General features: G+C 50.8%; 17 protein-coding genes. 12 read left to right on the top strand and 5 right to left on the bottom strand.

What is annotated here, in order from left to right:
• The first annotated feature begins 5 nt into the window (after positions 1–5).
• Positions 6–566, top strand: a complete 561-nt coding sequence (locus tag D4L85_RS06050; RefSeq protein WP_119753472.1) for a hypothetical protein — start codon at positions 6–8, stop codon at positions 564–566.
• On the opposite strand, the gene D4L85_RS06045 is transcribed toward D4L85_RS06050, so the two are convergent.
• Positions 563–1,642: an Ldh family oxidoreductase gene (locus tag D4L85_RS06045; RefSeq protein WP_119753471.1), complete on the bottom strand. Its 1,080-nt coding sequence runs from the start codon at positions 1,640–1,642 to the stop codon at positions 563–565. The two genes, D4L85_RS06050 and D4L85_RS06045, sit on opposite strands and share 4 nt — an antisense overlap.
• 217 nt (positions 1,643–1,859) lie before the next feature.
• Here D4L85_RS06045 and D4L85_RS35020 point away from each other — a divergent pair, with 217 nt between their 5' ends.
• A complete protein-coding gene (locus D4L85_RS35020; protein WP_119753470.1) occupies positions 1,860–3,848 on the top strand; it encodes a TonB-dependent receptor plug domain-containing protein in 1,989 nt (662 codons plus the stop codon).
• A gap of 2 nt (positions 3,849–3,850) precedes the next feature.
• The gene (locus D4L85_RS06035; RefSeq protein WP_119753469.1) at positions 3,851–4,360 is read left to right on the top strand and encodes a YfiR family protein; all 510 of its coding nucleotides are present in this window, start codon (positions 3,851–3,853) and stop codon (positions 4,358–4,360) included.
• Between the two features lie 79 nt (positions 4,361–4,439).
• On the opposite strand, the gene D4L85_RS06030 is transcribed toward D4L85_RS06035, so the two are convergent.
• A complete protein-coding gene (locus tag D4L85_RS06030) occupies positions 4,440–5,213 on the bottom strand; it encodes a hypothetical protein (protein ID WP_119753468.1) in 774 nt (257 codons plus the stop codon).
• Positions 5,214–5,276: 63 nt separating this feature from the next.
• Positions 5,277–6,230, bottom strand: a complete 954-nt coding sequence (locus tag D4L85_RS06025; protein ID WP_119753467.1) for a Ppx/GppA phosphatase family protein — start codon at positions 6,228–6,230, stop codon at positions 5,277–5,279.
• A 134-nt stretch (positions 6,231–6,364) separates the two neighbouring features.
• Between D4L85_RS06025 and D4L85_RS06020 the strand changes: the two genes are divergently transcribed.
• From D4L85_RS06020 to D4L85_RS05995, 6 genes are all read left to right on the top strand, one after another.
• Complete coding sequence (locus D4L85_RS06020; RefSeq protein WP_119753466.1) at positions 6,365–7,936, top strand: acyl-CoA carboxylase subunit beta; 1,572 nt, start codon at positions 6,365–6,367, stop codon at positions 7,934–7,936.
• Positions 7,937–7,979: 43 nt separating this feature from the next.
• Complete coding sequence (locus tag D4L85_RS06015; RefSeq protein ID WP_119753465.1) at positions 7,980–9,050, top strand: M42 family metallopeptidase; 1,071 nt, start codon at positions 7,980–7,982, stop codon at positions 9,048–9,050.
• Between the two features lie 100 nt (positions 9,051–9,150).
• Positions 9,151–9,663, top strand: coding sequence for a YfiR family protein (locus tag D4L85_RS06010; protein WP_228450789.1), 513 nt, complete (start codon positions 9,151–9,153; stop codon positions 9,661–9,663).
• Positions 9,664–9,753: 90 nt separating this feature from the next.
• Complete coding sequence (locus D4L85_RS06005; RefSeq protein ID WP_119753464.1) at positions 9,754–10,263, top strand: YfiR family protein; 510 nt, start codon at positions 9,754–9,756, stop codon at positions 10,261–10,263.
• 44 nt (positions 10,264–10,307) lie between these two features.
• Positions 10,308–11,372: a PAS domain-containing sensor histidine kinase gene (locus D4L85_RS06000; RefSeq protein ID WP_119753463.1), complete on the top strand. Its 1,065-nt coding sequence runs from the start codon at positions 10,308–10,310 to the stop codon at positions 11,370–11,372.
• Positions 11,373–11,594: 222 nt separating this feature from the next.
• Complete coding sequence (locus tag D4L85_RS05995) at positions 11,595–12,377, top strand: ABC transporter substrate-binding protein (protein WP_119753462.1); 783 nt, start codon at positions 11,595–11,597, stop codon at positions 12,375–12,377.
• On the opposite strand, the gene D4L85_RS05990 is transcribed toward D4L85_RS05995, so the two are convergent.
• The gene (locus D4L85_RS05990; protein ID WP_119758675.1) at positions 12,370–13,590 is read right to left on the bottom strand and encodes a 3-phosphoshikimate 1-carboxyvinyltransferase; all 1,221 of its coding nucleotides are present in this window, start codon (positions 13,588–13,590) and stop codon (positions 12,370–12,372) included. The two genes, D4L85_RS05995 and D4L85_RS05990, sit on opposite strands and share 8 nt — an antisense overlap.
• Positions 13,591–13,680: 90 nt before the next feature.
• Here D4L85_RS05990 and D4L85_RS05985 point away from each other — a divergent pair, with 90 nt between their 5' ends.
• Positions 13,681–13,869, top strand: a complete 189-nt coding sequence (locus D4L85_RS05985; protein ID WP_119753461.1) for a hypothetical protein — start codon at positions 13,681–13,683, stop codon at positions 13,867–13,869.
• On the opposite strand, the gene aroB is transcribed toward D4L85_RS05985, so the two are convergent.
• Positions 13,860–14,903, bottom strand: a complete 1,044-nt coding sequence (aroB, locus tag D4L85_RS05980) for a 3-dehydroquinate synthase (RefSeq protein ID WP_119753460.1) — start codon at positions 14,901–14,903, stop codon at positions 13,860–13,862. The genes D4L85_RS05985 and aroB overlap by 10 nt on opposite strands.
• A 110-nt stretch (positions 14,904–15,013) precedes the next feature.
• Between aroB and D4L85_RS05975 the strand changes: the two genes are divergently transcribed.
• Both D4L85_RS05975 and lysS read left to right on the top strand, forming a co-directional pair.
• Complete coding sequence (locus tag D4L85_RS05975; protein WP_119753459.1) at positions 15,014–16,198, top strand: proline dehydrogenase family protein; 1,185 nt, start codon at positions 15,014–15,016, stop codon at positions 16,196–16,198.
• A gap of 93 nt (positions 16,199–16,291) precedes the next feature.
• The gene (lysS, locus tag D4L85_RS05970) at positions 16,292–18,022 is read left to right on the top strand and encodes a lysine--tRNA ligase (RefSeq protein WP_119753458.1); all 1,731 of its coding nucleotides are present in this window, start codon (positions 16,292–16,294) and stop codon (positions 18,020–18,022) included.
• Positions 18,023–18,081 lie beyond the last annotated feature (59 nt).

Here is an 18,081-nt window from a genome sequence, read left to right as displayed (position 1 = left end):
GTGGTATGAAAAAGATTATGCTGGCCGCTTCCCTCATCCTGATGGGAACCGTGGCATTTGCTCAATGGGGCGACGAAGAAATGAGTGAAAAGCCTTCGATACGCGAACGGATTTTCACGGGCGGCGGATTTGGATTGAGCTTCTCAAGCTATTACAGTTACGTTTCCATTTCGCCGTTGATCGGCTATAAGATCACCCCCAAGCTTGCTGCCGGTGCACAAGTGCAATATCGCTACACCAAATACAAGCAATCCGCTTTCAACATCTCCACGAACGACTACGGCATCAGCCCTTTTCTGCGCTATAATTTCTATGGGCCGTTCTTCCTGCACACCGAGTATGAATATTTGAACTACGAGTATCCCATCTCGCAAAACGAGACCGTCCGCAGGGGCTTCAATAGCTTTATGGCGGGTGGTGGTTTGTTTCAGCCGATCGGCCGTCACGCGGGATTTTATGCGATGGCCTTGTATAATTTTAGCTATCGCGAGCCGACCAGCTCGACAGACTTCTCCCCGTACAATAGCCCGCTGGTTTTGCGCGTGGGCATAACGGCTGGATTCTAAAAATTTACACCGAATTTTTTACCAAGCTCCTTCAGATCTTCGGCAACTTTTGGATTCAAAGGGATGCCGTGTGCCATGCGTTGAGCGTGCATCTCCCGTTCGGGATCACCGGGAATAATAACGCGTTCCTGTCCTTCGATGGTTTTGGCCGAGCGGAAGCGCGTGATCCAATTGTCCATATGCGATTTGAATTCCTGCGCCGGCCGGAAAGCATCCACGCGCATCGCGCCAAAGAAATGACCGATACCTTCACCCACTGGATCCGAAGGCGGCTCCAAAAAGGCCACGAACGGCGGCACCCAGGGGCCATAGTTAGCACCCGATAACACCGCCGAAAAAATGTCCACCCAAGCACCAAGACAAAATCCTTTGTGACTGCCATGCTCGCGGTCGCTCCCTAGTGGTATCAAAGCGCCACCACTTTTGGCTTCATTCGGATCGGTAGAAGAAGCCCCCGATTTAGTTTGCACCCAACCCACAGGCGCCGCTTGATTTTTACGTTGCAGAATTTCCAGCTTGCCATTGGCGGCTGTAGTCGTCGCAAAGTCAGCCACAAAAGCCGGCTGGTTATCGGCGGGGATAGCCACGGCGATGGGGTTTGTTCCCAATAATCTTTCAACGGAAAACGTGGGGGCTACCAGCGGGCTGGCATTGGTCATGGCCATACCGATCATGTCGTGTTCCAGCGCCATCATGGCATGATAACCTGCAATGCCAAAATGATTGGAGTTTTTCACGGCTACCCAACCGGTGCCCGCGATTTGTGCTTTGCGGATGGCAATTTCCATGGCCTTGGGCGCCACCACCAGCCCCAAACCGCCATCCCCATCCACCACGGCCGTACTAGGCGACTCATGGACCACCCGCACATTCGGCGCGGCATTCACGCGCTTCTTATCCCAGAGCCTCACATAACCCGACAAACGCGCAATGCCATGCGAGTCGATGCCCCGCAAATCGGCACGCAGCAAAACATCCGTGGCGAGCACGGCCTGGTCGTCGGGGCAACCGATCTTCTTGAAGATGTTCAGGGCGAAATCTTTCAGTGAATCGTAGGCGTAGATGGGATCTGTCATGGGGCAAAGATAAGAACGAAAAGCACCGTGCCTAGACGGCCAAACCGGTGACCCTTCCAACTCTAAAAAAAATATCTTAATTTGGGATACCAATGGCCCTGTGAAGCCTGATTTTTTTAACGCTGAATCACTTTCATTTTTTGGTATAATTCTTTCTCCACGCTTTCGACCGTATGCCCCGCAAGGCTCAACCTATGACCTCAAACATTATTAGCCTATGCTAAAAAAATACCGCTGTGCCTGGTTGGCAGGCTTTCTCCTATCGTCACTCACCGCTTTTTCACAAGACCTCGATTCGCTGCTAAACCTCAACGCCTTCACGGCGGAAAGCGATCTTCAAAAAATCCTCAATAAGAACGTGGCCGTATCGTCCAAGAACGGGCTGACCACGCGCGAAACCCCTGGGATCATCACGGTCATTTCCGCTGAAGAAATTCAAAACAGCGGCGCCCGCGACATGATCGACGTGTTGCGCCTGGTGCCGGGCTTCGATGTGCAGCAGGACCTTCAGTTTGTGATGGGCATTGGCTTGCGGGGAAGCTGGGCCAACGAGGGAAAAGTGCTGGTGATGATGGACGGCCAGCCGTTCAATGAATTGCTTTATCAAACCGTAGCCATCGGCAACCGCTTCCCGGTCGACGCGGTGGAACGCATCGAGATCATCCGCGGGCCTGGGTCAGCCATTTATGGCGGGTCTGCGGAATACGGCGTGATCAACATCATCACCAAAGCGGCCGATAGCCTCAACGGCGTGGCGGTATACGGCACCGGCGGGTTTCATGCCAATGCCGTAGGCCGGACCAACGGCGGGGTGATGGCCTCCCGAAAGACCGACACCTTTTCGTGGGACTTCAATGCTTTCAAAGGAAACGGCATCGTGAGCGACCAACGCCAACACCAGGATCTCTTACAAGATTACGGCGTACAGGATCTCTCCAAAGTGACCCGCGCCGACCCCACGAACCTGAACTTGGGATTGAAATACAAAAGCCTCTCGTTCCGCACCATGTACGACGAGTTCGAAACGTCGGACCCCACAACGTTTGTCTCGAACAAAAACTTCTTTGCCGACCTGCGCTATGCCTGGAAAGCCAGCAGCAAGCTGCTCATTACACCGCAACTGAAATACTATAACCAGGTTCCCTGGACCTATGGGAACCGGGAAACGGAAGAAAAATCATTCAACGTCAGGGCTACGCGCGCCCTGGCACAAGTTGACGCGATCTACGACTTTTCGCGCAAAGCCAGCGTCACGTTCGGCGGGGTCTATTTTCAGGACGAAGGCAAGGATCTGCTGAATGGCGGTTTGTTTCAAGGTGACCAAACGCTCAAGCTGAACAACTTTGCTTTCTTCGCCCAAGGCCTTTTTAAACATAGGTTGGCCAATGCCACGCTGGGGTTCCGCTATGAGAAGAATAATCGCTATGGCGCAGCCTTCGTGCCCCGTATCGCATTGACCAAGAAGATCGAGAACTTCCACTTCAAAGTGTTGTTTAGCCAGGCCTTCCGCGCACCCTCGCTGCAGAACATCAACATCGCCTTGAACGGTCAGGTGAAACCGGAAAAATCAAACGTGTTTGAAGTGGAGCTGGGCTACCAGTTCACCCCCGAAATGTTGCTGGCCGTCAACGCCTTTAACATCACGACGAAAAATGTGCTCGTCTATGGCTCGCAAGGAAACGACGAGGACGGTACATTCGAGGAATGGTATGAGAACTCGAAAAAGAGTGGAAGCCGTGGATTGGAAGCGGTTTATAGCATCCGCAAAAAAACCTGGTATGCAAACCTGACCTATTCCTATAGCACGGCCCTGAAAGACAATACCGTGGCCACTTATTCCGTGCCCGGGCAATCCCAATACGTTGGGTTTTCGAAAAGTAAGATCACCCTCAACACCAACTTCTACCTCACATCGAGGCTGAGCTTCAACCCGACGTTCATCTACGCCAGCAAGCGATATGCCTACACGATGTTAGATGACGATGGCAATCCGGCATTAACGACCCTGGACCCTTATATGTTGGTGAACGCCTTCTTTAACTACCGGAATATTCTTCCTGGATTTAACTTGGGCGCCGGCGCCTATGACATCGGCAATGCACGCCCTGCCATTCCCGAAGCCTACAACGGTGGCTATGCTCCCATCTCCGGGCGCAGCCGCGAATATGTTGTGAAAATTTCTTACCAGATCAATTTCAAAAAATAGCCATGAGACCCTCCCGAATATATACCCTTCTCCTCGTCTTCGGCCTCGCCACAACGGCGTGGAGCCAAACGACCAACTATCAGGTGTATGCCCTCTTTGTGGTGAACATCGCCAAGTATTCATCCTGGCCCAACCTCAACGGCGAACTGCAGGTGACGGTCTATGGCAAATCGAAAGTCTATGAAGAGTTGCAAAAACAAAATGGGAAGAACCTGAACGGCCATACCCTCAAGGTGACCCAAGCCAACGAGATCACCGACATCGGCGAAAGCCAGGTCATCTACCTGGCCGATGGAAAGAGCAGCGCGCTTGACGACATCATCAAAGCCACACAAGGCAAATCCGTCATGATCATTTGCGAGCGTGAGGGCCTTTACAAAAAAGGTGCGGGCTTTAGTTTCATCGTGACAGAGAACAGCACTTTGCGCTACGACATCAACAATACGGAATTGGAAAAACGATTAATAAAAGTGTCGAAGAGTCTAACGGCATTGGCTAATTCTATGATTTGATTCCATATTCTTCAGCCGGTCATATCCTTGAGAAATAATATGCGGCGTGCTATAGTCGGAGGGCGGAGAATAACGATCGTCACATATAAAACGTAGAGTAGAGGAGGTCGCCGATAAAATGGACTTTTACCCTAAAATCCTCATTATTCTCCTCAAGATCGAATAGCCAAAATCCAAAAAGACCATCTTTTGTAAGCACACAGAACTGCCCGTTGTAATTCTTTTCGAGATCAACGTATTCCTGCAAGCTTTGCTTGATCACCGGATCGTTGGTTTTGACTTTAGACAAAATGGAATTGTAATTTCGCATCTCGTACTCGTTGAAAGGCTTCATGTGTAGCAAGTCGTTAAAAATTGCTCCCAGTAATTGTTCAATGGCCCGCCGATCTCTCTGATATCCCAGTTTTATGATCAGCGCATTTAAATTACTCTCTAAGTTCTTTTTGTATGGGGGTGGTGTCCAATTTTCAGATGGTTGCTCTCGTTTTATGGTTTCCCGTCCCCAAAAGCTTGCATGAAAATCATTATCCCTATAATGCAATTCATCCGTGAAAGTGAATAAGAAAAGTAAGCTATCGTTGGTATTCAATACCTTGACGACAAAGGGGTCATATGTATTAGTGTACACCTCAATCAGCCTGAGTTTGTAGTTCCCAGGATGTAGAATAATCTCCTTCTCAGGTAAATTCCCATACTTCAAAGTTGAATCAAGATCAGAATAGTCATAGTCCTTTAGATCAAATTCAGTTATTAGGAGATTTCTGATTTTTGCAGTGTAGTCGGGGGCGGTGATTTTCCTTTCGGAAGAATGACAGGCAGCAAGCCAAACGATCAGAATTGCAAATTTTCTCATGGGATAGATAGGGAGCCTGAAAACAACGTTGTTTACGACCGCCGTAGTATCAACAGCGGAAGATTAAACGGTTATACTTTTAGAAGCCATCACCTCATTAATCAGCGTAGCCAACACCCCTTCTTTCAAAGCATAAGTAGAAACGCGAATGCGATTGAATGTGTGCACGGATAGCAGATAACGGATCAGACAACACGCCACCACGATCATATCAACGCGCATATCGATCATGCCGGGAATTTGCATGCGCTGCTCGCGATTCTTGTGAAGCAGCTCGTCGTAGATATCATAGAAGCCCTGCAACGTCAAAGGCGTTTCGATCTCTTCGGGGCTTTTATGGATGTCGTGTTGGATGCAGAAGATGTCGCTCAGCGTGTCGAAGGTGCCGGACGATCCGATGAGCACGTGCGGTTGGTGGATTTTCAGCTCTTTCAATAACGGCTGAAGTTCTTTTTCAAAGTAACGGTCGAGGCGTTCGATCTCGTCTTTGGTGATGGGGTCGTTCTTTTGAAATTGTTCCAGCAGGCGTTGCGCTCCAATTTCAAAACTGCGCTTCCAGAAGATGCGGTCGTTGTTGCCGAGGATAAACTCTACGCTGCCGCCGCCAATATCGATGATGAGTGATTTCTCTTTGTCAATGTCCATGGCCGACTTCACGCCCATGTAGATGTAGTCCGCTTCCAGGTCGCCGGAAATGATGTTCGAATCGATGCCCGTCACCGCCTTGATCCGTTGCACTACCTCGTCGCCGTTGGTAGCGTTGCGCAAAGCGCTGGTGCCAAAGGCATAGACTTTCTTGATGCTTTGCTGGTCGATCGTGTTCTTGAAGCTCTGCATGGCCAGCAGAGCCCGCTGGATGCCTTCCTCTGTAATGACCCCTTGGTTGATACCCCCTTTTCCGATCTTCACCGCCAACCGCTCGCGATACGTGATATGATAGCCCCGCTCATCGGCTTCCGCAATGAGCAGATGGAACGTGTTCGTTCCCATATCAATGATGGCGATCTTGCTTTCCATAGGTGTCAGGAGGGCGCGTGAAGATACGAATTTTAGAAACCCAGTCAAGCGCCGGTTCCCCTGCGTAAAACGTCTTCCCCAAAGCAAAAAAATCCCAATTCGGACTATATTTAAACTTTTAATCAGCGGATGCTATGGCCAAGCGAACCATCAAGGATAATGTCCTCCAGGAAAAATTCAACGAACTCGAACGCAAGAACCAGGAAGCCCTGCTCGGGGGTGGAGAAAAGCGTATCGAACAACAACACGCCAAGGGAAAACTAACCGCCCGCGAACGCGTCAATCTCCTGATGGACGAAGGTTCTTTTGAAGAGCTGGGCAAGTTTGTCATGCATCGTAGCAAAGACTTCGGCCTGGACAAAGAATACTATCTGGGCGACGGTGTCATCACCGGCTACGGAACGGTGAACGGACGGCTGGTCTATATTTTCTCCCAGGATTTTACCGTGTTTGGGGGCTCCCTTTCGGAAACCCACGCCGAGAAGATCGTGAAGATCATGGACCTGGCCATGCAAAACGGCGCACCGCTCATTGGCCTCAACGACTCCGGTGGCGCCCGCATACAAGAGGGTGTGGTGTCACTGGGTGGCTATGCTGATATTTTTTACAGGAATACATTAGCCTCCGGGGTGATCCCACAGATCTCGGCCATCATGGGACCTTGCGCGGGGGGAGCCGTATATTCTCCCGCCATTACCGATTTCATTTTTATGGTGGAAAACACGTCGTTCATGTTTGTCACCGGCCCCAACGTGGTGAAGACCGTGACGCACGAAAATGTGACGGCCGAGGAATTAGGCGGGGCCACCACCCACAGCACCAAGAGCGGGGTGACGCACTTTGCCTGCGCCAATGAAGTGGAATGCATCAGCCAGATCAAAAAGATCCTGAGCTTCATACCCCAGAACTGCGAAGATGACACCCCCCGGCTGCCCTATACTGCGGGCGATGAGCGACGCCCGGCGCTGAACAACATCATCCCGGCCAACCCAAACCAACCCTACGACATGCGCGAGGTCATTAGCGGCGTGGTGGACAACGACAGCTTTTTCGAGGTGCATAAAAACTTTGCCGAAAACATTGTGGTGGGTTTTGCAAGGCTGGCCGGTCGGAGCATCGGGGTGGTGGGCAATCAACCCGCTTCCCTGGCGGGTGTCCTGGATATAGACTCCAGTGTCAAAGGCGCCCGGTTTGTGCGCTTCTGCGATTGTTTTAATATACCCTTGCTCGTCTTCGAGGATGTGCCTGGATTTTTGCCCGGCACCGACCAGGAATGGAACGCCATCATCACCAACGGCGCGAAGTTGCTGTTTGCCTTCTCGGAGGCCACGGTGCCGCGCGTAACGGTCATTACCCGTAAAGCTTATGGCGGTGCCTATGATGTGATGAACTCCAAGCACATCGGCGCCGACCTGAACTATGCCTGGCCCACGGCCGAGATCGCCGTGATGGGCGCGAAGGGAGCGGCCGAAATCATCTTTAAGAAAGAGATCTCCGAATCGGACAACCCGGAAGCCAAGCTGAACGAAAAAGTGGATGAATACACCCACAAGTTTGCCAACCCCTACCGCGCGGCACACCGCGGCTATATCGACGAGGTGATCTATCCCGACCAAACCCGCGAGAAACTCATCCGTGCGTTTGGCATGCTGGAAAATAAAGTGGCTAAATTGCCAAAGAAAAAACACGGAAATATTCCGTTATAGATCTACTATAAAACCCTATACGCTTACCAATTGAAATAAGACTATGGATAAGAAGAGCAAACAATTCCTCTACGAGTATCTCAACAACGCATCTCCCACCGGCTTTGAATCGCCCGGCCAGCAGATCTGGTTGGACTACCTGAAGCCTTACATCAGCGACCATATCGTGGACGTATACGGAACCGTAGTAGGGGTTGTCAACCCGAAAGCTGCCTACAAGGTGGTGATCGAAGCCCATGCTGACGAGATCTCCTGGTTTGTTAACTACATTACCGAAGACGGCTACATCTACGTACGCCGCAACGGTGGCTCTGACCACCAGATCGCCCCTTCCAAGCGGGTGAACATCCAAACGGAAAACGGCATCGTGAAAGGCGTATTTGGCTGGCCGGCCATTCACGTGCGTGACGCCGGCAAGGAAGAAACCCCCACCTTGAAGAATATCTTTATTGACGTGGGAGCCGAATCCAAAAAAGAAGTGGAAGCCATGGGCGTGCACGTGGGCTGCGTGATCACATTCGAGGACGAACTGATGGAAATGAACAAACATTGGCTGGTCGGTCGCGCGCTGGATAACCGCATGGGCGGCTTCATGGTCGCGGAAGTAGCCCGCAGACTGCATGAAAACAAGAAAAAATTACCTTTTGCCCTCTATATAGTAAACGCCGTACAGGAAGAAATCGGCCTCCGGGGGGCCGAAATGATCTCCCGCCGCATCAAACCCGACGTCGCGATCTGTACAGACGTGACGCACGATACGCAATCGCCCATGTACAATAAAAAAGAGAGCGGAAACCTGAAATGTGGCAACGGACCGGTGGTATGCTATGGCCCTGCCGTGCAGAATAATGTCCTTAAAATGGTCATAGAGACCGCTCAAAAACGAAAAATACCATTCCAACGCCAGGCGGTCTCCCGTTCTACCGGTACGGATACCGATTCTTTTGCCTATTCGGCGGAAGGAGTAGCCTCCGCACTGATATCGTTGCCGCTCAAATACATGCATACAACCGTGGAAATGGTACATAAAGACGACGTGGAAAGCGTTATTAACCTGATCTACGAATTCCTCCTGCAGCTCAAGCCGGGCCATGACTTCCGCTACATTAAGTAATCATTGGTAAAAACCTTACATCGATAAGGTTAACCCTTGAATAGGCTCCTCCACATTATTGGGGGAGCCTATTTTTGTATCATCAAACAAACCAAGTATTATGAAAATGTTTAAAGCTCTCGCGGTGGCAGCCCTCCTGATAAGCGGCAGCACCTACGCACAAGAAAGATCGGTAGAGGAAGTTTACTCCATGATGGTTTTCAATTTTACCAAATATGTGCAGTGGCCCGACCACGCCGGATCTGGTGAATTTGTGATCGGTGTAGTAGGCAATGCAGACATCTACAACACGCTCAACGGATGGTATGGCGGTAAACCCCGCGGCACGAAGACGTATGTGATCAAGAAGTTCGCTAACGCTTCTGAAGTTACCGACTGCCACGTGTTGTTCATCGACAAGTCTAAAAGCGGCGAATTTGAAGCAGCAAACAACAAAGTGAAAGGTAAAGGCACTTTGGTGATTACAGATAAGAACGGATTAGGTGAAAAAGGCAGCGGCATCAACTTCAAGATGGTAGACAACAAACTGAAGTTCGAGCTCAACCAAAAAGCGATCGAAGCTTCTAACTTGAAGGTATCCGGTGCGCTTTCGTCTATGGCGATATTGATTTAATGGGTTGTTTGGAAGCCTCGGGGGTTACACCCTGGGGTTTTTTCCAGATTAAGTAGTAGATTAGCAAAAGCCCAATTAATTTTTTAATCTATGAAAAACCTCTTTTTGACAGCACTCATGGCCATCGCCGTGGGCACTGTCGTGGCGCAAGAAAGGCCCACACATGAAATTCACGCTGCCATGTTGTACAACTTTATTAAGTATGTACAGTGGCCAAATGAAAGCGAAGCCGGCGAGTTTGTAGTAGGTGTGATCGGAGACGAAAACGTCTTCAACACCCTCAAAACATGGTACGACGGTAAGCCTAAGGGAGTAAAAAAATATGTGATCAAGAACCTTGCTTCTGCCGACGAAGCCGGCTCATGCCAGGTGGTATATGTTGGAAAGTCGAAGAACAAAGAGTTCGAGAACATAAAGACAAGCACAACGGGCAAATCCGTGTTGACCATCACCGATGGTAATGGGATGGGCCAAAAAGGAAGCTGTATTAACTTCAAAGTGATCGAAGGAAAACTGAAGTTTGAGCTCAACCAAGGAGTGATTGGAGCGTCAAGCCTGAAAGTTTCTACACAGTTGAGTAGTATGGCGATTTTGATATAGAGAAAACCATTTGAGTTTTCTACTGGGTATCACAGGAATTGAGTATGGAGAATGAGGGGATGTTCCAGGAAGTAGTTGAAAATTCGGATGACATCATCATCGTAACAGACAAAGAATTTAGAATTCGCTACATTTCTTCGTCCGTTCATAAGATCTTTGACGTCGCGCCGGTTTCGTTGTTGGGTCGTAATATTTTTGATTACGTCACCCGCGACAAAGAGGAGAGCTGGAAAGCTTGCCTCAACGAAACGCCCCATTCCGTAGTAGACGAAGTGGAGCTGACCGTACAACGAGACCAGAAGATCTATTTTGATGTGCACGTATCCAATTTACTGGACCACTTTAAGGTGCAGGGATTGGTGCTGAAACTGCACAACATTACGGATCAAAAACATAAGGAAGAGGAATTACTGCGCTCCAATCAACACCTGGACCAGGTAATTTACAAGACCACACACGATTTGAAAGCCCCTTTGATGTCGGCCCTGGGCTTGGTGAGTATCGCAGAGAATGCGCCGGCAGAAGAGAAAGACCAATACATCGGCCTGATCAAAAAGAGCCTGTTGAAATTGGATTCGTACCTTGAAGAGATGAACAATTTTTTCCGCAACGAGAAACTGGCGTTGCAACGGGAAAAAATAAATTTGGCAGAATTGCTCGCAGACGAACTGGAGAACCTGAAAAATCTCCACAACGGCAACCGGGTAAAGGTTTTACTGCAAGCCGAAGACGATGGCGTGGAATGGTATTCAGACCTGATACGGGTGAAAACGGTTATAACTAACATTTTTTCCAACGCGATTAAGTACCAGGACTTGCAAAAACAAAATCCATTCATCAAAATTGCAACGCATGTCGACCATGAATTTTGCGACATTCGCATTGAAGATAATGGCATAGGAATTGACCCTGAGTATAAGGAGAAAATTTTTGATCTGTTCTTTCGGGCAACAGATCAATCGCAGGGAACGGGACTTGGATTGTTTATTGTAAAAGATACAATAGATCGGTTGAAGGGTTCGATCGAGGTGAGATCGAAAAAAGGAGAAGGAACCACGTTCATGATCCGCATACCCAACCAACTGCAACAGTCCATTGAGGTTGAATGAAGACTTACGCACGGGGTCATAGAGTTTTTATAGAGAGGGTCTTTTCTCTATGCGCTCTGTGCGTTTTTTAAGATACTTTTGAAACATAGTACCAAACGAGGTACTGAAAGATATACGTACGGGGCCGCAGAGTTTTTACAAGAGAGGGTCTTTTCTTTGCGCGCTCTGTACGTTTTTTTTATCCTTCCCTTTTGTGCCCTTCCTTTTTCTTTACTTTGAAGGATGCACGACCCATCTCACACCGATCAACGCGGCAAAAACATCACCCTTCCTTTTCCTCCAAAACGGATCATTTCCCTTGTACCGTCGCAAACCGAACTCCTGGCCGACCTGGGCTTGGACCAACAGGTGATCGGCATCACTAAATTTTGCATCCATCCCCCAGCCTGGCGCAAAGCGAAAGCCGTGGTAGGCGGCACGAAGCATTTCGATTTTGAGGCCATCCACAACCTCCGGCCCGATCTGATCATCGGTAATAAAGAAGAGAACTATAAAGAAGGCATAGAGGCATTAGAGGCCCGCTATCCGGTCTGGATCAGCGACATTGTTACACTGCAAGACGCCTTCGGGATGATTGCCGGAGTAGGGCAAATGACCGATGCCAGCCTTGCGGCGGGCCGTATCGTGGACGGCATACGCGAGGCGTTCGCCCAAATAAAAAAACACGAGGGTCTCTCGGTGCTCTACCTCATCTGGAAAAAGCCCTGGATGGCCGCCGGTTCGGGTACCTTTATACACGAGATGCTCACCACCATTGGATTGAATAACGTTGCTGCTCACGTGCCGCGGTACCCGGAGTTATCGTCACAACAAATCCAGGAATGGAAACCGGATCTTATTTTTCTCTCGTCCGAACCCTACCCGTTTCAGGACAAGCACAAAGCGGAACTGCAACAACTTTGTCCCTTGTCCAAAATTCTTTTGGTGGATGGAGAAATGTTCTCGTGGTATGGCAGCCGGCTGCTCAAGGCCCCGGCCTACTTCAATTCCCTCAGACTTACGTAGCCGGAATGCCAAAAGAAAGGATGTCTTTCCAGAAGTTGGGATACGACTTGCGGGTAACTTCCGGCTTTTCAATCTCCACGTCCATGCGTGTAGCCAGCGGCGCAAAAGCCATGGCCATCCGGTGGTCCTTATAGGTATTGAAATAGGCCGAATCCGGCAAGGCTGCGGAAGGCTTCAAGGTCCAGTGTTCTGAATCTATTTCAATAAGGTCCGCACCGATTTTCCGTAGCTCGTTTTGAAGGGCCGCGATGCGGTCGGTCTCTTTTATGCGAAGACTCTCCAGGCCGGTAAAATATCCGGTCACATTTTTCACCGCACAGATCACAGCTACCGTTTGGGCCAGGTCCGGACAATGGGTGAAGTCCCAATGCAGTTCTTTTTTGTGATCGGTTTTGGTGAGCTTCAACAAGCCTTTTTCCAGGACGGCATTCACCCCCAGCACCTTCATGATGTCGACAATCTTGCTGTCGCCTTGCAACGAATCCAGGGAAAGGCGGGGAAGGAGGATCTCGGCCTGATCGGCCAGTGCGGCAAAGGAAAACCAGTAGCTGGCGGCAGACCAGTCGGACTCCACCGTGAAGGCGGCAGGTTTGTAGGTCTGGTGTGGTACGATCACTTTGTTTTCGAGGAGTGTGCATTGCGCCCCGAAATGCTTCATCAGCGCAGCCGTCATTTCGATATAGGGGCGGCTTCCGATCTTGCCCGTCAGCTCCAGGGTCAATCCCTGGGGGAGGGTTGGGGCGATCATCATGAGCGCGGAAATGTACTGGCTGCTCACGTCGCCGCGGATGCTGATGGTTTGCACCTTCTGGCCGGCGAACGATTTTATACGATGCGGCGGATATCCTTCTTTTTCCAGGTAGTCGATCTCCACCCCCAGCGTGCGCAAAGCATCTACCAACAACGCGATGGGGCGCTCCTTCATTCGCGATGTGCCCGTCAGGGTTTTTTGTTGCCGCGTGACGGAAAAATAGGCGGTCAAAAATCGCATCGTCGTGCCGGCATCTTCTACGTCGATGATGGGATCAGTAGAGTTCACCAACCGTAACATCAATTGGGTGTCGTTGGCGTCGGAGAGATTATGAAGCTCGGAGGCGCCGCCGGCCAGCGCGTTGATGATGAGGGCACGGTTGCTGATGCTTTTGGATGCGGGGAGCCATTGGGCCGTGCCGCGGAGAACAGACGTTCGTTTGAGTTTGATGCTTGTGCTCAAGGGGAAAAAATTGTCCGGCAAAATACAGTTTGTCGAAGATTTATTTTCATTGCCCGAAACATTTACGAAAGAATTTAAGTTACGGCTTATATGAGTACTACAGGAAAAATCGCATTGGGTGTAGGCATCGCCTCAAGCGCATTACTGGCCGCCTGGTTGTTGACCGGCGACAGAAAAGAGAAAACCAAAATGGTTGTTGCCAAAGGAGCACGGACTTTAAAAGGCTCCCTGAAATCGGGTAAAAAAGTTGTCGCTGAAGAGACAGCCTATTACATCTGAAGTGAACGGTAAAATGACAGAGCCCCTTTTACCTCATCAAGACTGATTTCATAGTCCCACTTGGCGCTGCCGATCCCATCGGGCAGGACGCTTAGAATTGTATTTCCTTTATTTTTCTTGTCTTGCAGCGCCACTGCGGCGATCGCTTCTCTTTCTTCTTCCCCGAAATTTACTTTTCCATAGATCTTTAGCAGAAAAGCGCAAAGGCGTTTGAAGTCTTCTTCGCCGATCAGGTTTCGCTGCCGGCCAATGTAAGCTTCGGTGATGAGCCCGACGGCGACCGCTTCACCGTGCAGCACGCGACGGTCGGCGCCTAGCAGATAGGTTTCCAACGCATGGCCGATGGTGTGGCCGGCATTCAGAATTTTGCGCAATCCTTTTTCTTTTGGGTCTTCTTGTGTGATGCGCGCCTTGAAGGCAACGGAGTGGCGGATGAGCGCATCCCAGTCCTGCGTTTCCAAAGGTTTCTTCGCGATCACTTCCCACATGGCCTTGTCGGCGATGAGGGTGTGTTTGATCACCTCGGCAAACCCGGAACGCAACTCGGCGTAGGGAAGCGTTTTTAAGAAGCCGGCATAGAGCAGGGTGAGCGTCGGCTGTTGGAAAACGCCGATGTGATTTTTGTAGTGATTGAAATCGATGCCCAGTTTTCCGCCGATGCTGGCATCGGCCTGCGCCAGCAGGGTGGTGGGGATCAGTATGAAATCGATGCCCCGTTTATAGGTAGCCGCACAAAAGCCACCCATGTCGCCCAGCACGCCTCCCCCCAGGACGATCAGGCACGCATGGCGATCCATCGCGCGGTCGGTCATGGCCTGCCAAATGGTGGCGCAGGTGGTGAGGTTCTTTTGTTCCTCGCCGCTTTTTACCGGGATCACAAAATGCGGAGGAAGGCCTTCGCGGATGAGCGGGTAACTGTGCTGTTGGGTGTTTTCATCGACCAGCACGCCGATCTGGCTATAATTTTTTTTCTGCAGGAAAGGCCTTAAATCGTTGGCGGGATCGGAAGAAAACAGAATGTTATCGGGCAGCATCAGGCTTTTATGAATCTTTTGATCGAAAGTTATTAAAATCCCGGCAAACAAAATTTCGGCTGTTACCGGCGGTGAGGATAACTCCTATATTTGCCCGACATTTTTTCGTTATGAAACCAGAGACCAACGTTTCATTTGAAGACACCGCCGTCGCCTTCCAATACAAGTCCGACGCGGCCATTAAAAAAGCCAGCTTTATTTTCTCATTGGTAAACCACCCGTGGATGTCGGCCCTTGCCACGGGGTCGGTAAGGCTCGCGCTAAAGCTTCGCCTGCCGGTGGAAGGATTGATCCGGGCAACGGCTTTCGATCATTTTTGTGGAGGAGAAAACATCGAAGAAACCGAAGCCGCATCGACGACCCTGGCGCGGTTTGGCGTCAAGACCATTCTGGATTATTCTGTGGAAGGGGAAAAAACGGAAGCGGGGTTTGACCGTGTCATGGAGGAAACCCTGCGCACGATCGAAAAGGCGCATCAAAGCAAGAACATCCCTTTTTCCGTCTTTAAAGTGACCGGCCTGGCCGCCACCGACGTGTTGGAGAAAGTACAGAAAAAACTGATCCTCACCCCCGAAGAACACAAGTCCTTCGAATTGGTCCGGCACCGGGTGGACAATATTTGCCGGCTGGCCCATGCCTACGGCGTGCCCGTGCTGGTCGATGCCGAAGAGACCTGGATCCAGGACACGGTCGACCAATTGGCCTATGAGATGATGGAAAAATACAACCGGGAGAAGGCCATCGTTTTCAACACCTATCAGCTCTATCGCACAGCGTCTTTTCAAAATTTGCAAGACGCCTACGAAAATGCCCTACGCCATCACTATCGCTTAGGGGCCAAACTGGTGCGGGGTGCCTATATGGAAAAGGAACGGGCCCGTGCCGAGGCCTCGGGCCATCCCAGCCCCATCCAACCCGACCAGGCGGCAACCGACAAAGCGTTCAACGATGCGCTCGTGTTTTGTGTCACGCACCGCACCTACATCAGCATCATGTGTGGGTCGCACAATGAATACAGCAACCGCTACCTCACCACGCTGATGGCCGAAGAAGGCATGGCCAACAATGACCCACACGTCTGGTTTGCGCAACTCTATGGCATGAGCGACAACATCTCCTTCAACCTCGCCAAAGCGGGCTACAATGTGGCCAAATACGTGCCCTATGGACCCGTGCGTTCGGTGATGCCATACTTATTACGGCGGGCGGCAGAAAACACGTCTGTGGCCGGCCAAAGCAGCCGGGAGCTCATGCTCATTCGCTCCGAGCTGAAGCGCCGCCGGAACGCGCGGTAGTTTTCGTTCAAAAGATCGGTCCCGGACCGGCCAATATCGCCTGGAGATTTTTACCTCTCCCTAATTCGCGTATTTTTGCCCAAAATTTTTGTCATGCAATTGAGCGAACAGGAGATCATCCGCCGGAAAAGCCTGGAGGAATTCGAGAAGCTGGGGATCAACCCCTACCCGGCCGAACTTTATGATGTGAATGCGTCCGCCCGGGAGATCCTGGAGAACTACGAACGTCATAAGAGCGACTACCGCGACATCTCCATCGCCGGCCGCATTATGAGCCGCCGCATTATGGGCAATGCTTCGTTTGCCGAATTGCAGGACGAAACCGGCCGCATCCAGATCTACATCCGCCGCGACGACATTAGCCCTACGGAAGACAAAACCCTGTACAATACTGTATTTAAAAAACTGCTGGACATCGGCGACATCATTGGCGTGAAGGGGTTTGGATTCACCACACAAACCGGCGAGATCTCCATACACGTGACCAGCCTCACGGTGTTGTCTAAGTCGCTGCGTCCCTTGCCCGTGGTGAAGGAAACAACGGACGAGCAAGGCAACGTCACCAAGCACGACGCTTTCACGGATCCGGAGCAGCGCTACCGCATGCGCTATGTGGATCTCATTGTGAATCCTGAAGTACGCGATGCCTTCATCAAGCGCACGCAGTTGGTCAATTCCATGCGTCAATACCTCAATGCCAAAGCCTACCTGGAAGTGGAGACTCCCATTCTCCAGCCGCTTTATGGTGGTGCAGCCGCGCGCCCTTTCAAAACCCACCACAACACGCTGGATATGACGCTGTACTTGCGCATTGCCAACGAACTTTACTTGAAGCGACTCATCGTCGGTGGATTTAACGGCGTATACGAATTCTCAAAAGACTTCCGCAACGAAGGCATGTCGCGCTTTCACAACCCGGAGTTTACGCAGATCGAGCTGTATGTAGCCTACAAGGATTACTATTGGATGATGGACCTCGTGGAGGAGATGATCGAAAAAGTAGCCTTGGATCTTCATGGAAAAACGGAAGTGACCGTGGGCAAAAATGTCATTGATTTCAAACGCCCCTGGCAACGCTACACCATGTTTGAAGCGATCCAGCATTTCACGGGCATCGACATCTCGGCCATGAACGAAGAAGAACTGCGCGACACCTGCCGCAAACTTCACGTGCCTATTGACAACACCATGGCGAAAGGCAAGCTCATCGACCAGATCTTTGGCGAGAAGTGCGAGCCCAACCTGATCCAACCCACGTTCATCACCGACTACCCGATCGAGATGTCGCCCCTGGCGAAAAAGCATCGCAGCAAGCCGGGACTGGTGGAGCGTTTCGAGGCCATCTGCAACAGCAAAGAAATCGCCAACTCCTTCAGCGAGCTGAACGACCCCATCGATCAACGCAACCGCTTCGAAGAACAACTCGAGCTCGGCAAACGCGGCGACGAAGAAGCGATGACCCTGGACGAAGATTTCCTTCGCGCCCTCGAATTTGGCATGCCTCCAACGGCCGGCCTGGGCATCGGCATCGACCGTCTCTCCATGATCATGACCAACTCCCCGTCCATCCAGGATGTTCTCTTCTTCCCCCAGATGAAGCCCGAGACCCCCGTGGCGCAGCTGACCGAAAAAGATTTTGAAACCCTGGGCGTACGCAAGGAGCTTGTTCCCATCCTTCAAAAATTAGGCATCACATCGCTCACGCAACTGAAAGAAATGAAAGCCTCCAAGCTCTTCAACGACGTCTGCGGCCTAAGAAAGAAAATGAAGCTGGAGAACGTCCAAAACCCAACGATGGAAGAAGTAGAAGGCTGGCTCAAGTAGACATCCGAACCCCGGATCCTACCTCGATCCTTCAGCATTCTAGCTACCAAATAATGACT

This window comes from Chryseolinea soli (assembly GCF_003589925.1).
GTDB classification, from domain to species: domain Bacteria; phylum Bacteroidota; class Bacteroidia; order Cytophagales; family Cyclobacteriaceae; genus Chryseolinea; species Chryseolinea soli.
Note: the sequence above shows the minus strand (reverse complement) of the source record. Positions and strands in the feature narration are given on the sequence as shown.

Bases quoted from the DNA above. Each gene is read 5' to 3' on its own strand.
- D4L85_RS06050 (WP_119753472.1), top strand. From the start codon at position 6: ATGAAAAAGATTATGCTGGCCGCTTCCCTCATCCTGATGGGAACCGTG.
- D4L85_RS06045 (WP_119753471.1), bottom strand. From the start codon at position 1,642: ATGACAGATCCCATCTACGCCTACGATTCACTGAAAGATTTCGCCCTG.
- D4L85_RS35020 (WP_119753470.1), top strand. From the start codon at position 1,860: ATGCTAAAAAAATACCGCTGTGCCTGGTTGGCAGGCTTTCTCCTATCG.
- D4L85_RS06035 (WP_119753469.1), top strand. From the start codon at position 3,851: ATGAGACCCTCCCGAATATATACCCTTCTCCTCGTCTTCGGCCTCGCC.
- D4L85_RS06030 (WP_119753468.1), bottom strand. From the start codon at position 5,213: ATGAGAAAATTTGCAATTCTGATCGTTTGGCTTGCTGCCTGTCATTCT.
- D4L85_RS06025 (WP_119753467.1), bottom strand. From the start codon at position 6,230: ATGGAAAGCAAGATCGCCATCATTGATATGGGAACGAACACGTTCCAT.
- D4L85_RS06020 (WP_119753466.1), top strand. From the start codon at position 6,365: ATGGCCAAGCGAACCATCAAGGATAATGTCCTCCAGGAAAAATTCAAC.
- D4L85_RS06015 (WP_119753465.1), top strand. From the start codon at position 7,980: ATGGATAAGAAGAGCAAACAATTCCTCTACGAGTATCTCAACAACGCA.
- D4L85_RS06010 (WP_228450789.1), top strand. From the start codon at position 9,151: ATGAAAATGTTTAAAGCTCTCGCGGTGGCAGCCCTCCTGATAAGCGGC.
- D4L85_RS06005 (WP_119753464.1), top strand. From the start codon at position 9,754: ATGAAAAACCTCTTTTTGACAGCACTCATGGCCATCGCCGTGGGCACT.
- D4L85_RS06000 (WP_119753463.1), top strand. From the start codon at position 10,308: ATGGAGAATGAGGGGATGTTCCAGGAAGTAGTTGAAAATTCGGATGAC.
- D4L85_RS05995 (WP_119753462.1), top strand. From the start codon at position 11,595: ATGCACGACCCATCTCACACCGATCAACGCGGCAAAAACATCACCCTT.
- D4L85_RS05985 (WP_119753461.1), top strand. From the start codon at position 13,681: ATGAGTACTACAGGAAAAATCGCATTGGGTGTAGGCATCGCCTCAAGC.
- aroB (WP_119753460.1), bottom strand. From the start codon at position 14,903: ATGCTGCCCGATAACATTCTGTTTTCTTCCGATCCCGCCAACGATTTA.
- D4L85_RS05975 (WP_119753459.1), top strand. From the start codon at position 15,014: ATGAAACCAGAGACCAACGTTTCATTTGAAGACACCGCCGTCGCCTTC.
- lysS (WP_119753458.1), top strand. From the start codon at position 16,292: ATGCAATTGAGCGAACAGGAGATCATCCGCCGGAAAAGCCTGGAGGAA.